A 12,689-nucleotide genomic window follows, 5' to 3' on the forward strand; every position below is an offset into this window, starting at 1 on the left:
CAGCGGATGTAGCGTGGGTGGTCAGTCCCGTGTGGCGCGCCGCTGCACGCAGGCGATGTAGGCGTCGCCATCGGGCGGACGGCCTGCGCGCTGGCTCTCCCACAGCATCTCGCCCAGGCAGTCCATGGCGGCGTGGTGCGCGTCGTGCAAGGAGTCGAGCCGTGCCGTCAGCAGCTCCACCGCCTGGCGGATGCCGCGCGGCTGGTCGATGCTGCACTGCTCGCTGATGGACAGGTGCATCGACAGGTGCAAAAACGGGTTGGTCTGCCCCGGTGTTTCGTCGTAGTTACGAGTGACGGCCGCATCGGCATCGGACAAATCGCTATGGTATTCGGGGTGCTCGGCGATCCACAGGCTGGCCAGCGTCTCGATGGCTTCCATGGGGGCGCCGCTCTGGGTCTTGGCGTGCACACCGCACAGAAAGCGGCGCACATCGGCTTGGGAGGGGCTGAACATGGGGCGTGAGGGTAGCACGCAGGGCAAGAGTCCGGAGCGCACAGGGGAAGGCGGTTCGGATCGCGCCCGCCTGCTACATCGCGCCGGGGCGGCGTCCTACGCTGGCCCTGCGCTGGCGCACCTACATTGGGCTGGCGCAAAGGTCGGGAGCCGGGTCCACTTTGTCGCAGTCCTCCAAACCCGGCATCGGGAGAAGTGTCATGAATGCAATGCGAATCGTTGGTGTGCTGTTGTTGGTGGTGGGGCTGGCCGGGTTTTTGACCGGCGGCTTCAGCTTTACCAAGGACACCACCCAAGCCAAGCTGGGCCCGCTGGAGCTCACCGTGAAGGAAAAAGAATCCGTCAATATCCCCCAGTGGATGAGCCTGGGTGCGATGGTGCTGGGCGGCGTGGTGCTGGTGCTGGGGTTTCGCAAGAACTGATTTCACCTGTCATGGCGAGCGACTGGAGTTACGACTCCGGTTCTTGCCCTCTCCAACTAAGACGGGAGTCGGTGCTTTAGCACGGGCTGCTCGTTGCGGGGGGGGATCATCGGCTTTTCTCGGTGTGCCTTCCTCCCTTCGTCATCCCCTCGGTGCGCCCATCATGCGCGAGATGGTCCGGGCCGCACTCAGCAGTGTGGGCAGCAGGCGCTCCTGCATCACCGCCGCACTTGTGCGATTGGCCTGACCGCTGATGTTGAGCGCCGCCACCGTCTGCCCCGTGCGGTTGGTCAGCGGCGCAGCAATCGATATCAAGCCCTCTTCCAGTTCCTGGTTCACCAGGCACCAGCCCTGCTGCCGCGCCTGGCGTATGTGGGCCAGCAGTGCATCCACATCGGTGGTGGTGTGTTCGGTAAAGCGCTGCATGGGGTGGCCTTGCAGCCGGGCCTGCAGTTCGTCGTCCGGCAACCCCGCCAGCAGCATGCGGCCCATGGACGTCCAGCACGCGGGCAGGCGCGAGCCCACGCCCAGCGTGGTGCGCATGATCTTGTGGGTGGGCACGCGCAGCACATAGACGATGTCCAGGCCGTCGAGCACGGCGGCCGATGACGATTCGCGCACCTCTTCCACCAGGTCTTCCATCACCGGCTCGGCCAGGTTCCAGATGGGCAGCGAAGACAGGTACGCAAACCCCAGGTCCAGGATGCGCGGGCTCAGGCGAAACAGCTTGCCGTCCGTCTCCACATAGCCCAGCGTCTGCAGCGTGAGCAGGATGCGGCGCGCGCCTGCGCGGGTCAGGCCAGTCTGCACGGCGACTTCGCTCAAGGTTTGCTGCGGTGTGGCCGCGCTGAACGAGCGGATCACCTCCAGCCCGCGCGCGAACGACTGCACATAGCTGTCGCTCGGTTTGGGGTCTTTGGCTTCAGGGGTTTGGGAATTCATACGTATGCCAACTATAATTCTTTAAGCGAACATTTGTTCTATATGCGAACAAATTTCAAAGAGACAACAGAGAAACCAAGAAAGCGTTGCAATGATCAACAAATTGGCGGACTCGGTGGCCCAGGCCCTCGCGGGGGTGAAGGATGGTGCCACGGTGTTGATAGGTGGGTTCGGCACGGCCGGCATTCCGGGCGAGCTGATCGATGGCCTCATCGCCCAAGGTGCGCGGGACCTCACGGTGGTCAACAACAACGCAGGCAATGCCGACCAGGGCCTGGCTGCGCTGCTCAAGGCGGGCCAGGTGCGCAAGATCATCTGCAGTTTTCCGCGCCAGGTGGACAGCTATGTGTTTGACGACCTGTATCGCAGTGGCAAGCTGGAGCTGGAGCTGGTGCCCCAGGGCAATCTGGCCGAGCGCCTGCGCGCTGCGGGCGCGGGCATCGGCGCCTTTTTCTGCCCCACGGCCTATGGCACCGAATTGGCTGCGGGCAAGGAAACGCGTGAGATCAACGGCAAACACTACGTGCTCGAGTACCCCATCCATGGCGACGTGGCCCTGATCAAGGCGGAGAAGGGCGACCGCTGGGGCAACCTGACCTATCGCATGTCGGCGCGCAACTTCGGACCCGTGATGGCCACGGCCGCCAAGACCACGATCGCCACCGTGCACGAGGTGGTGGAGCTGGGCGCGCTGGACCCGGAAGCCATCGTCACGCCCGGCATCTACGTGACCCATGTCGTGAAGATCGACCGCACCGCCACACAGGCCGGCGGCTTCAAAAAATCGGCATGAAATCGGCCCCTATCGCACAAGGAACAGGCGTGAGCAGCTATCAAAAGCGTAGTAAAGAAGAACTGGCGAAGCGCGTGGCGCAAGACATCCACGACGGCGCCTACGTCAACCTGGGCATCGGTCAGCCGACCTTGGTGGCCAATCACATCCCGGCAGGCCGCGAGGTCATCCTGCAAAGCGAAAACGGCATCCTGGGCATGGGCCCGGCGCCCGCTGCGGGGCTGGAGGACTACGACCTCATCAACGCGGGCAAGCAGCCCGTCACGCTGCTGCCCGGCGGTGCGTACTTCCACCACGCCGACAGCTTCGCGATGATGCGCGGCGGGCACCTGGACATCTGTGTGCTGGGCGCCTTCCAGGTCAGCGCCACGGGCGACCTGGCCAACTGGAGCACGGGCGAGCCCGGCGCCATCCCCGCCGTGGGCGGCGCGATGGACCTGGCCATCGGCGCCAAGCAGACCTGGGTGATGATGGACCTGCTGACCAAGCAGGGCGCGAGCAAGATCGTGGCGCAGTGCACCTACCCGCTCACCGGTGTCGCCTGCGTGAAGCGCATCTACACCGATCTGTGCACACTGGCCTGCACGCCCGCCGAGCTGCAGCTCATCGACACCGTGCCCGGCCTGTCGCACGCTGAGCTGGAGCAACTGGTGGGCCTGCCCATCCGTGCAGCCGCCTGACCGAATCCCCCCCCAACAAACGAGGAGACAAAACCGTGAGCCAACAACGCCAAGCCTTCATCTGCGACGCCATCCGTACCCCCTTCGGCCGCTACGGCGGCGCGCTCTCCAGCGTACGCACCGATGACCTGGGTGCCATCCCCATCAAGGCGCTGATGGACCGCAACCCCGGCGTGGACTGGGCGGCCGTGACCGACGTGCTCTACGGCTGCGCCAACCAGGCCGGTGAAGACAACCGCAACGTGGCCCACATGAGCAGCCTGCTGGCGGGCCTGCCGATCGACGTGGCCGGCGCCACCATCAACCGCCTGTGCGGCTCGGGGCTCGACGCCGTGGGCACCGCAGCGCGCGCCATCAAGGCGGGCGAGGCCGGCCTGATGATCGCGGGCGGTGTGGAGAGCATGAGCCGCGCCCCCTTTGTCATGCCCAAGGCAGAGTCGGCCTTCAGCCGCAACAACGCGGTGTACGACACGACGATTGGCTGGCGCTTCATCAACAAGCTGATGAAGGAAAAGTACGGCGTGGACTCCATGCCCGAAACCGCCGAGAACGTGGCCACCGACTTCAAGATCGAGCGCGAAGCCCAGGACCAGATGGCGCTGCGCAGCCAGCTCAACGCCGTGGCCGCCATCAAGGCTGGGCACCTGGCGCGCGAGATCGTGCCCGTGCACATCCCGCAAAAGAAGGGCGACGCCATCATCGTGAGCCAGGACGAACACCCCCGCGAGACCAGCCTGGAAGCGCTGGACAAGCTCAAGGGTGTGGTGCGGCCCGATGGCACGGTGACTGCGGGCAACGCCAGCGGCGTGAACGACGGCGCCTGCGCGCTGCTGCTGGCCGACGAGGCCAACGCCGCCAAATATGGCCTCAAGCCCCGCGCCCGCGTGGTGGGCATGGCCGTGGCCGGTGTGGCGCCGCGCATCATGGGCTTTGGCCCCACGCCTGCCACCCTGAAGGTGCTGGCGCAGACGGGCCTGACCATCGACCACATGGATGTGATCGAACTCAACGAAGCCTTTGCCGCGCAAGGCCTGGCCGTGCTGCGTGCCCTGGGCCTCAAGGACGACGACGCGCGTGTGAACGCCTGGGGCGGCGCCATTGCGCTGGGTCACCCGCTGGGCGCCAGCGGCGCGCGCCTGGTCACCACCGCCGTCAACCGCCTGCACGAGCACGCGGGCCAGTACGCGCTGTGCACCATGTGCATCGGCGTGGGGCAAGGCATTGCCGTGATCCTGGAGCGCGTGTGACCGTGATTGAGCGCAACCCCACACCGGTCACTGTCATCACGGGTGCCAGCAACGGCATTGGCCGCGCGATTGCCGAAGCCGTGCTGGCCCAGGGCCGCGCCGTGGTCAACCTCGACTACGTGCTGCCCGGCTGGAGCCACCCGCGGCTCACGTCCTACCAGGGCGACCTGACCGACGAGGCCTCGACCCGCGATCGCGCGGCGGAGATCGCCGCAAAGCACAACGTCACGGCGCTGGTGAACAACGCCGGCGCCACACGCCCCGGCACCATCGACACCGCCACCACGGCGCACCTGGACGACGTGGTGGGCCTGCATCTGCGCGCGCCCATGCTGCTGGTGCAGACGTTCTTGCCCAGCCTGCGCGCGAGCGGCCAGGGCCGCATCGTGAACATGTCGTCGCGCGCCGCGCTGGGCAAAGACGAGCGCATCGTCTACTCGGCCACCAAGGCCGGAATGATCGGCATGACGCGCACGCTGGCCATGGAGCTGGGGCGTGACGGCATCACCGTTAACGCCATCGGCCCCGGGCCGATTGCCACCGAGCTGTTCCGCCAGAGCAACCCCGACGGTGCGCCGCAGACGCAGCGCATCCTGAACAGCATTGCCGTGGGCCGCATGGGCACGCCCGACGACGTCGCGCGCGCGGCGCTGTTCTTCCTGTCGCCCGACAACGGTTTCGTGACCGGGCAGGTGTTGTACGTGTGCGGAGGCACCACGCTGGGAGTGGCGCCTGTTTAACAACCTGAACTGATTTCCCCTGCCGCCCCGCAAGGGGCGCACCCCCGATCTCGCCCGGAGGCCTCTGCGCCCGGTTGAGGCCACGGCGCGGCCGGATGCCGCGTTCGCGAGACCCATTTCATCCACCTTCCTGAAGGAGACAAACCATGAACCGTTCCATCACCACCACCCGCCGCCTCGCGCTGTCGGCCGCTGCCTGCGCCGCCATCGCCGGTGCTGGCCTGCTGGGCAGCAGCGCAGCAATGGCCCAGGCCTATCCCACCAAGCCCGTCACCATCGTCGTGCCCTTTGCCGCAGGCGGCACCACCGACATCCTGGCGCGCATCATCGGCCAGGCGCTGACCACCGAACTCGGCCAGTCCGTCATCGTCGACAACCGCGCAGGCGCGGGCGGCAACATTGGCGGCTCCATGGCTGCCAAGGCCCCCGCGGACGGCTACACGCTGTTCATGGGCACGGTGGGCACGCACGCCATCAATGCCAGCTTGTACAAGAAGATGCCGTTTGACCCCGTGAAGGACTTCGCGCCGCTGACCCGCGTGGCCAATGTGCCGAACCTGCTGGTGGCCAACCCCGCCCAGCCGTTCAAGACGGTGCCGGAGTTGATTGCCTACGCCAAGGCCAACCCCGGCAAGCTCAACTTCGGTTCGTCGGGCAGCGGCAGCTCCATCCACCTGTCAGGCGAGCTGTTCAAGAGCCTGGCCAAGGTGGACATGGTGCACGTGCCCTACAAGGGCAGCGCACCCGCTGTCACCGACCTGCTGGGCAACCAGATCGGCATCATGTTCGACAACATGCCCTCGGCCATCCAGCATGTTCGCAGCGGCAAACTGGTGCCCATTGCCGTGACCACCGCCAAGCGCTCACCCGAGCTGCCCAACGTGCCCACCATCGCCGAAGCGGGTGTGGCGGGCTACGAAGCCACGTCGTGGTTCGGCATGTTTGCCCCCGCAGGCACGCCCGCGCCAGTGCTGGCCAAGCTGAACACCGCGTTGGTCAAGGTGCTGAACCAGGCCGATGTGAAGAAGAAGATCAATGACCAGGGCGCGGAAGCCATGAGCGAAACGCCCGCGCAGTTCGCCGCCTTCATCCAGGCCGAGTCGGTGAAGTGGGGCAAGGTGGTGAAGGAGTCGGGCGCAAGTCTCGACTGATCTGCACCTTCGATCACTGTAGCTACCAAATTGATAGCTGCTGCCGCCTGTTCGACGGGCGGCAGCAGCTATTTTTCTTTCAAATCCAGGTGGTGTGGCTCACTGAACCCGGTACACTCGCCCCGTCTGCGCCCCTTCCACGCTGCGCTGGTAGCCGCGCGCGGCGCGCTCGGCAGACACCGTGTCGAACCCCGGGAAGAACGGCCCGTACACGCCCACGGATTCGGTCAGGATGGTGGGGCTCACGGCGTTGATGCGCAGGCCGCGCGGCAGCTCAATGGCGGCGGCGGCCACAAAGCCCTCAATGGCCGCGTTCACCGCCGTGGCATTGGCGCCGTTGCGGATGGGCTCGATCGACAGGATGCCCGCCGTCAGCGTGATGGAGCCGCCATCGTTCAAATACTTCTGGCCGACCAGCGCCAATTGCACCTGGCCCAGCAGCTTGTCTTGCAAGCCCAGGTTGAACTGCTCAGCCGTCATTTCCGCCAGCGGGCCAAAGTGCAGGTTGCCTGCGGTGCTCACAATCGCATCGACCTTGCCCACGGCCTCGAACAAGTTGGCGACCGCGCCTGGCTGCGAGAAGTCCGCGCGGTGCGTGCCGCTGCTGCGGCCCACGGTGATCACGTCGTGGCGTGATCCCAGGTTGGCCAGCACGGCCTGGCCGATGGTGCCGCTCGCGCCGATGAGAAGAATCTTGGACATGGTGTTTTCCTTGGGTGTCAAAAAGGGTTGATGAGGAACTGACAGCCCGATTCTTTTGTGAATCAATCAATGCATAAAGTACGTGCAAGTTATGCTTGTGCTAACTATTGATTAGGAATATCCAGGAGCCATGGACAAGCTGCGCAACATGGAAGTCATGGTGGCCGTGGTCGAGGCCGGCAGCTTTGCGGCCGCCGCGCGCCAGCTGCAGGTGTCGGCGGTGATGGTGGGCAAGCACATCCAGCAGCTCGAAACCCACCTGGGCGCGCGCCTGTTCCAGCGCAGTACGCGCCAGAACAGCCTGACCGAGGTGGGCGCCGCGTTCTATGAAGACAGCAAGCGCGTGCTGGAGCAGGTGCGCTGGGCCGAATCGGCCGTGGAGCGCAGCCGCGCCGTGCCCCAGGGCCTGCTGCGGGTGAGCGCGCCCTTCACGCTGGGCAACCATGTCATCGCCCCGCTGGTGGCCGACTTTCTGCAGCGCCACGAGCAGGTGCGCGTGGACCTGCAGCTCACTGACAGCGTGGTGGACCTGGCGGGCGAGGGTTTTGACGTGGCCGTGCGCATTGGCCAGGTGGTGAATGAAGGCCTGGTGGCCCGCCCGCTGCGCCCCTACCGCATGGTGATTGCCGCAGCACCCGCGTACCTGCAGCGCCACGGCACGCCCGAGCGCGCCGCCGACCTGGCCCGCCACCAGTGCCTCAGCCACTCGGTGTGGCAGCGCCGCGTGGAATGGACGCTGCGCGACGGCAACGAGGAATTCTTCTGGCCCGAAAACGCTCGCTTCGTTTGCAACCAGGGCGACGGCCTGCGCCAGGCGGCGCTGCGCGGCCTGGGGCTCATCATGCAGCCCGAGGTGCTACTGGCCGAGGACCTGGCCAGCGGCGCCTTGGTGCCCGTGATGCAGCCCTGCCTGCCCGCGCCGCGGCCCGTGCAGCTGGTCTATGCGCCCGACCGGAGGCAACTGCCCAAGCTGGCGCGGTTTGTGGAGTACGTCGTGGGTGCGTTGGGCATACCGTAACTGGCGCAACGCCAAAAGGGGCGCAGGCCTGTCGGGCTGTCGGCGTTTACTCCACCGCGTCGCTGGGCACCGCAGGCCCGATCTTGAACACCCCGCTCACCCGCGCACAGGGCACGCCATCGGCCGTCACCAGTCCCTGAGCAAACACCAGCGAGCGCGTGACGCGCAGCGGCTCGGCCTCGCCCTGCACCCAGGCGCCCAGCGGGGCGGGGGCCAGGTAGTCGATCTGCAGGCTGATGGTGGGCAGGAAGCGGTTGGCCACCTGGTCGCTTTTGCGGTGCACCGACAGCGGCAGCAGCATGTCGCAAAAGCTGGCCATCATGCCGCCGTGCAGGTTGTTCATGGGGTTCACATGGCGGCTCTCCACGTGAAAGCCGAACTGCACCACGCTGCCTTCGTGGCGCAGGTAGAGCGGGCCGTTGTGCTGGATGAACGGGCCGCCAGACTGCAGTGGCGCAAAGCCCGGGGGGATCTCGGCATGGCTGCTCATGCGCGGGCCTCCTTCTCCACATCCTGCGCAAAGCTGGCGCCCTCCATGCTGCTGTGGGTGGCGCCGTCCTCGGGCAGCCAGCCGCTGTACACCGTGCGGAAGTCCGCCACGATCTGCGCCAGCGGCATGTCGTCAAACGCGCCGCGCTGGTGCACATATTCCATGTGGCGCGCGCCGGATTTGTCGAACGGGTGGTAGATCGAATCGTTCTCGCCATCGAACTCCAGCGGCAGCAGCCCAAAGCGCTCGCACAGCTCGATGTTGAAAGCGGGCGTGGCCTTGCGCCAGGCGCCGTCGAGCCAGATGTCGGTGTAGCCGTGCCAGATGAAAAGGTCGGTCTTCATCGTCTCGCGCATGCGCTCGGTGCTGAGGTGGTTGCGCACATCGGCAAAGCCCATGCGCGCCGGGATGCCTGCTGCACGGCAGGCGGCGGTGAGCAGCGCGGCCTTGGGCACGCACCAGCCGTAGCCGTTGGCGAGTACCGTGCTGGCCGCCATGCCCTGGGGGGAGAGGTCGATGCGGTAGGGGTCGTAGCGAAAGCCGTCGCGCACGGCCAGGTACAGGGCGACGGCGCGTTCGCGGTCGGTGGTGCCGCGTGCGTGTTGGGCGGCAAAGGCCTGGATGGAAGGTGCGTCGCTGTCGATAAGGGCCGTGGCACGCAGGTGGGCGGGCGTGGGGGTGCTGGTCATGGGCGGGTGTCTCCTGCAGTCTGTCGGGAATCAGTGTGTGGCTTCTGTGCACCCGATGCTGTCACAGGCGCGCCAGCCAGGCGCGGCTGGGGCTCGATGCCCCCATCACACCCGCCACGCAGGCAGCTCCCAGTTGCGCCACAGCGCCAGCCCGCGCAGCCCAGCCGTGAGCAGCACGCAGACCACCAGCGGTGCCCAGTCGGGCGCTTGCAGGTGGCGCAGCGCTACGTCGGCCCAGCCGCCCGCAAAGGCACACAGCGCATAGGGCCGGTGGTCGCTGAAGGCCTGGGGTACCTCGTTGCACAGCACATCGCGCAGCACGCCGCCGAACACGCCGGTGGTCACACCCATCATCACGCTGATGATGGGCGGCATGCCGATGGCGGTGGCGATGTCCACGCCCACGGCGGCGAAGAGGCCCAGGCCAATGGCGTCGGGCAGCAGCATGGCGCGCTCGGTGGGCTGAAAGTGCCGCTGGCGCATGAACAGCATGGCGCCGATGCACAGCGCCAGAATGCCCCATACGAATTCGGTGTGGCGGATCCAGAAGAAAGGCCGCTGGTCCAGCAGCAGGTCGCGAAGCGTGCCCCCGCCAAACGCGGCCACAAAGGCCACGACACACACGCCCACGGCATCGAGACGCTTGCGCGCGGCCATGATCACGCCCGACAGGGCAAACGCGATGGTGGCGGCCACTTCCAGCGTGAAGCGCAGGGTGTGAATCCAGGGGGCGTCGAGCGGCAGGTCCATGGGCGCGATTGTGCCGTGGCGCTGTGGGAGCGGGCAGGGGCTTGCAGCACTCTGTCTCTCAAACATTTTGCTATTGAAAACATAGCTGATAGCGCTTGCTGATCAAGCGCTGGGGCCTGTTTTATCCAAAAACAATCCGCCAACGTCCCTGCTCCTGGGCAACTGGGGGGCTTCATGACGCCAACCCCCCCACCCGAAGAAGCTGCCAGGCCAGCGCCAGCAAACAGCCCGCCCCGCCCAGCGCGCCCAGGCGGTGTCCCCAGCGCAGGCTGCCCGCGGGCCATTGGTTCATGGCCAGCACCAGCAGCCAGCCCAGCACCATCCAGGCCGCCACCACCAGCGCCAGCCCCGCCGCCAGCCCCGCCGCAGCGGTGGCCGCGAGGGCCTGCAGCACGACGGTAGCCACAACCACAGCCCAGGCGCGCCGGGATGCCGTAGTGGCGGGGGGCGTGCCGTCGCCCCAGGCGCGGGTGGGCACGGTGCGCGCCCAGCGGGTCAGTGCGATCAATGAGGCCAGCGCGGCGCTGGCGCCGATGAGTTCATTCATGCAGCCTCCGGCGGGTGGCGCTCGGGCCCTGGGCTGGGCGCGTGCGGCGCCCCGTGGCCCGCCCGCCGCCAGCGCAGCGCCCACCACGCCTGTCCTGCGCGCCACCGCAGCGGTGCACCCGCAGCCAGGGCACACAACGCCGACGCCACAGCCCACTGCACGAGCCCCGCCTTGGCCGCCAGGCTGCCATAGGCCAACGCGGCCAGTGCCCACAGCAGCACGGCGGTGCGGGGCGTCCAGTGGCGCAAGGTGGCAGCGGGCAGGGCCACGAAGAAGGCGAGCAGCAGGCCCAGCATGCCCGACGACCGTGCGGGTTCGGTCGCCACGATGTGGGCCAGGCGGAAGGATTCCAGCGCCAGCACACCGGTCAGCCAGAAGGGCCAGTGGGCTGGCCCCACCCAGCGGGCCCAACGGTGTGGGTGCCAGCGCGGGCGGGCGGTGGTTGCGTGCACTGCAGAGCCTGGTCGGGCCACGGCCGCAGACCGCGACGCCTTGCGCCGGTGCGCCTGCACCCGCTGGGGCCCGATGAAAACCGCGATGCCCCCACAGACCAGCCCCATGGCGACCAGGCTGACGAACATGGCAGGGCCTTGTGCACTGCCCAGCACCAGCCCGGCCACACCGGCCACGGCCAGCAGCGCGCCTGCGCCACCCAGCGAGACGCGCCACAGCGCCACCGTGCGCAGCGCCCACGCCGCCGCAGCCGACAGCAGCAGCCACACGCCGATGAGCGCCCACACCGACCACACGGGCCGCTGCGCCAGCGGGGGCAGGCCCGCAGGCCCCCACAGGTGCACAAACACCGCCGCGATCAGCGCGGCGGGCGTGGTGGCGTGCAGTGCCAGAAAGAAACGTTGCATGGTGGGCGAGGCTGTGACGCTGTGAGAGAGACGCTGGTGGGTGTCAGCCTGCCGCCGCGATGCCGCCCGCAGCGCCCTGCGCAGCCTCCCCCTCGCGCCTGCGCTGCTGGCGCGCATCCAGCCAGATCAGCGTGCCCGAGATCGACAAAAACGCGGGCGTCATGCCCAAAAAGAAATAGAGCCATTTCAGCGCCAGCCCCCCAAAGTCGCCAAAGTGCAGGGGCTCCATCAGCCCATTGACCAGCGACCAGAAGCCCGCCGTGCGCGGGTCATGCACCTTCCTGGGCACGCCGGTGGCAGCGTTGATGTCCACCCGCGCGGTGCTGGCCAGGTGGTCGCTCAGGTTGCCGGTGAAGCCCGCCTCGGCGGTGCCTGTGCCCCAGCGGCGCAGCGACACATAGCGCGCCTCCAGCCCCGGCACGGCCTGCTGCGCGGCGGCATACATCGCATCCAGCGACTGCATGGGCACGGGCTCGCTGGCCTCGGCCTTGCGCGCAGGCTTGGTGGCCTTCATTGCTGCAGGGGTGGTGATGTATTGGTAGCCCTGCTCAAACAGCGGCGCCAGCCCCATCCATGCGCCTGTGGCCGCGATCAGGATGTGAAAGCCCAGCCCCCAGATGCCTGCGGACTTGTGCAGGTCCGACATCACCACCCGAAAGCTGCGGCCCCAGCGCTGGGTGAACAGCTCGGCCAGGATCTTGCGGTGGATGACGATGCCCGTGGCAATCAGCACCAGCATCGCCACCCCGAGGAAACCCACGATCCACCGCGGCCCGAAGAACAGGAACACATGCAGCATGCGCAGGTACTGGCCGAGCTGGCTGTCCACCGGGCCCACCACCGTGCCGGTGTCGGAGCGCAAGGCCACCTTGGTGCGGGTGTTGGCGGGCGCGCCACGCTCGCGCACAAAGGCGAAGTAGCTGGGGTTGACGGCATCCGGCAGCGCGATGGTCTCCACCGTGGCGCCGGGGTAGCGGGTGTGCAGCTGGGTCAGCACTGCGTCGAGCGAGGCAGGTTTTTGAGAGCGCGGCAGCTGCGCCAGCGACGGATTGGCCCAAAGGTCGATCTCGTGCTTGAACACCACCACCGCACCCGAAAAGCACACGATGAACATCAACAGCCCCGTGACGATGCCTGCCCAGGAGTGCAGGGTGAACAGGCGGTTGAGCGTGCGCTGGCTGGTCATGGCGTGCGGGAGGCGG

At 67.2% G+C, this 12,689-nt stretch carries 16 protein-coding genes; 7 read left to right on the plus strand and 9 right to left on the minus strand.

The window, feature by feature from the left end; all coding sequences use genetic code 11:
• Positions 1-21 precede the first annotated feature (21 nt).
• The gene (locus tag ACQ4MJ_RS01780) at positions 22-456 is read right to left on the minus strand and encodes a DUF1841 family protein (RefSeq protein WP_431150477.1); all 435 of its coding nucleotides are present in this window, start codon (positions 454-456) and stop codon (positions 22-24) included.
• A 200-nt stretch (positions 457-656) separates the two neighbouring features.
• Between ACQ4MJ_RS01780 and ACQ4MJ_RS01785 the strand changes: the two genes are divergently transcribed.
• Positions 657-878 carry a hypothetical protein gene (locus ACQ4MJ_RS01785; protein WP_176886849.1) on the plus strand — a complete coding sequence of 74 codons (222 nt, stop codon included), beginning with the start codon at positions 657-659 and terminating at the stop codon, positions 876-878.
• A gap of 141 nt (positions 879-1,019) precedes the next feature.
• On the opposite strand, the gene ACQ4MJ_RS01790 is transcribed toward ACQ4MJ_RS01785, so the two are convergent.
• Positions 1,020-1,820: an IclR family transcriptional regulator gene (locus tag ACQ4MJ_RS01790; protein WP_121420975.1), complete on the minus strand. Its 801-nt coding sequence runs from the start codon at positions 1,818-1,820 to the stop codon at positions 1,020-1,022.
• 91 nt (positions 1,821-1,911) lie between these two features.
• Here ACQ4MJ_RS01790 and ACQ4MJ_RS01795 point away from each other — a divergent pair, with 91 nt between their 5' ends.
• The 5 genes from ACQ4MJ_RS01795 to ACQ4MJ_RS01815 all read left to right on the plus strand — a co-directional run bounded on the left by ACQ4MJ_RS01795 (position 1,912) and on the right by ACQ4MJ_RS01815 (position 6,431).
• Entirely contained in the window at positions 1,912-2,613 is a 702-nt protein-coding gene (locus tag ACQ4MJ_RS01795) for a 3-oxoacid CoA-transferase subunit A (protein ID WP_431150472.1), read from the plus strand.
• A 29-nt stretch (positions 2,614-2,642) separates the two neighbouring features.
• Positions 2,643-3,293, plus strand: coding sequence for a 3-oxoacid CoA-transferase subunit B (locus ACQ4MJ_RS01800; RefSeq protein ID WP_342720778.1), 651 nt, complete (start codon positions 2,643-2,645; stop codon positions 3,291-3,293).
• Between the two features lie 35 nt (positions 3,294-3,328).
• Positions 3,329-4,540 carry a 3-oxoadipyl-CoA thiolase gene (gene pcaF, locus ACQ4MJ_RS01805; protein WP_431150469.1) on the plus strand — a complete coding sequence of 404 codons (1,212 nt, stop codon included), beginning with the start codon at positions 3,329-3,331 and terminating at the stop codon, positions 4,538-4,540.
• On the plus strand, positions 4,537-5,280 hold the full coding sequence (locus ACQ4MJ_RS01810) for an SDR family NAD(P)-dependent oxidoreductase (RefSeq protein ID WP_431150466.1): 744 nt from the start codon (positions 4,537-4,539) through the stop codon (positions 5,278-5,280). Before pcaF ends, ACQ4MJ_RS01810 begins: the two co-directional genes overlap by 4 nt.
• A gap of 146 nt (positions 5,281-5,426) precedes the next feature.
• A complete protein-coding gene (locus ACQ4MJ_RS01815) occupies positions 5,427-6,431 on the plus strand; it encodes a Bug family tripartite tricarboxylate transporter substrate binding protein (RefSeq protein WP_431150463.1) in 1,005 nt (334 codons plus the stop codon).
• Between the two features lie 99 nt (positions 6,432-6,530).
• Here the strand turns inward: ACQ4MJ_RS01815 and ACQ4MJ_RS01820 are convergent, their stop codons facing one another.
• Complete coding sequence (locus ACQ4MJ_RS01820) at positions 6,531-7,133, minus strand: short chain dehydrogenase (protein WP_431150460.1); 603 nt, start codon at positions 7,131-7,133, stop codon at positions 6,531-6,533.
• A 130-nt stretch (positions 7,134-7,263) separates the two neighbouring features.
• Between ACQ4MJ_RS01820 and ACQ4MJ_RS01825 the strand changes: the two genes are divergently transcribed.
• Positions 7,264-8,151, plus strand: a complete 888-nt coding sequence (locus ACQ4MJ_RS01825; protein WP_431150457.1) for a LysR substrate-binding domain-containing protein — start codon at positions 7,264-7,266, stop codon at positions 8,149-8,151.
• A gap of 46 nt (positions 8,152-8,197) precedes the next feature.
• Here the strand turns inward: ACQ4MJ_RS01825 and ACQ4MJ_RS01830 are convergent, their stop codons facing one another.
• From ACQ4MJ_RS01830 to ACQ4MJ_RS01855, 6 genes are all read right to left on the minus strand, one after another.
• On the minus strand, positions 8,198-8,641 hold the full coding sequence (locus tag ACQ4MJ_RS01830; RefSeq protein WP_431150454.1) for a PaaI family thioesterase: 444 nt from the start codon (positions 8,639-8,641) through the stop codon (positions 8,198-8,200).
• Positions 8,638-9,330 (minus strand): transglutaminase-like domain-containing protein, encoded by a 693-nt coding sequence (locus tag ACQ4MJ_RS01835; protein ID WP_431150451.1) that lies wholly within the window; start codon positions 9,328-9,330, stop codon positions 8,638-8,640. The genes ACQ4MJ_RS01830 and ACQ4MJ_RS01835 overlap by 4 nt, the downstream gene beginning before the upstream one ends.
• Before the next feature lie 105 nt (positions 9,331-9,435).
• Complete coding sequence (locus ACQ4MJ_RS01840) at positions 9,436-10,080, minus strand: trimeric intracellular cation channel family protein (protein ID WP_121505556.1); 645 nt, start codon at positions 10,078-10,080, stop codon at positions 9,436-9,438.
• A gap of 172 nt (positions 10,081-10,252) precedes the next feature.
• The gene (locus ACQ4MJ_RS01845; RefSeq protein ID WP_431150447.1) at positions 10,253-10,627 is read right to left on the minus strand and encodes a hypothetical protein; all 375 of its coding nucleotides are present in this window, start codon (positions 10,625-10,627) and stop codon (positions 10,253-10,255) included.
• On the minus strand, positions 10,624-11,487 hold the full coding sequence (locus ACQ4MJ_RS01850) for a hypothetical protein (protein ID WP_431150445.1): 864 nt from the start codon (positions 11,485-11,487) through the stop codon (positions 10,624-10,626). Before ACQ4MJ_RS01850 ends, ACQ4MJ_RS01845 begins: the two co-directional genes overlap by 4 nt.
• Before the next feature lie 43 nt (positions 11,488-11,530).
• Positions 11,531-12,673, minus strand: a complete 1,143-nt coding sequence (locus tag ACQ4MJ_RS01855; protein ID WP_431150442.1) for a PepSY-associated TM helix domain-containing protein — start codon at positions 12,671-12,673, stop codon at positions 11,531-11,533.
• Positions 12,674-12,689 lie beyond the last annotated feature (16 nt).

This window comes from Acidovorax facilis, assembly GCF_050626955.1.
GTDB classification, from domain to species: domain Bacteria; phylum Pseudomonadota; class Gammaproteobacteria; order Burkholderiales; family Burkholderiaceae_C; genus Acidovorax; species Acidovorax facilis.

Excerpts from the sequence above, each read along its gene's own strand:
- ACQ4MJ_RS01780 (WP_431150477.1), bottom strand. The coding sequence starts at position 456 with ATGTTCAGCCCCTCCCAAGCCGATGTGCGCCGCTTTCTGTGCGGTGTG.
- ACQ4MJ_RS01785 (WP_176886849.1), top strand. The coding sequence starts at position 657 with ATGAATGCAATGCGAATCGTTGGTGTGCTGTTGTTGGTGGTGGGGCTG.
- ACQ4MJ_RS01790 (WP_121420975.1), bottom strand. The coding sequence starts at position 1,820 with ATGAATTCCCAAACCCCTGAAGCCAAAGACCCCAAACCGAGCGACAGC.
- ACQ4MJ_RS01795 (WP_431150472.1), top strand. The coding sequence starts at position 1,912 with ATGATCAACAAATTGGCGGACTCGGTGGCCCAGGCCCTCGCGGGGGTG.
- ACQ4MJ_RS01815 (WP_431150463.1), top strand. The coding sequence starts at position 5,427 with ATGAACCGTTCCATCACCACCACCCGCCGCCTCGCGCTGTCGGCCGCT.
- ACQ4MJ_RS01820 (WP_431150460.1), bottom strand. The coding sequence starts at position 7,133 with ATGTCCAAGATTCTTCTCATCGGCGCGAGCGGCACCATCGGCCAGGCC.
- ACQ4MJ_RS01825 (WP_431150457.1), top strand. The coding sequence starts at position 7,264 with ATGGACAAGCTGCGCAACATGGAAGTCATGGTGGCCGTGGTCGAGGCC.
- ACQ4MJ_RS01830 (WP_431150454.1), bottom strand. The coding sequence starts at position 8,641 with ATGAGCAGCCATGCCGAGATCCCCCCGGGCTTTGCGCCACTGCAGTCT.
- ACQ4MJ_RS01835 (WP_431150451.1), bottom strand. The coding sequence starts at position 9,330 with ATGACCAGCACCCCCACGCCCGCCCACCTGCGTGCCACGGCCCTTATC.
- ACQ4MJ_RS01840 (WP_121505556.1), bottom strand. The coding sequence starts at position 10,080 with ATGGACCTGCCGCTCGACGCCCCCTGGATTCACACCCTGCGCTTCACG.
- ACQ4MJ_RS01845 (WP_431150447.1), bottom strand. The coding sequence starts at position 10,627 with ATGAATGAACTCATCGGCGCCAGCGCCGCGCTGGCCTCATTGATCGCA.
- ACQ4MJ_RS01850 (WP_431150445.1), bottom strand. The coding sequence starts at position 11,487 with ATGCAACGTTTCTTTCTGGCACTGCACGCCACCACGCCCGCCGCGCTG.
- ACQ4MJ_RS01855 (WP_431150442.1), bottom strand. The coding sequence starts at position 12,673 with ATGACCAGCCAGCGCACGCTCAACCGCCTGTTCACCCTGCACTCCTGG.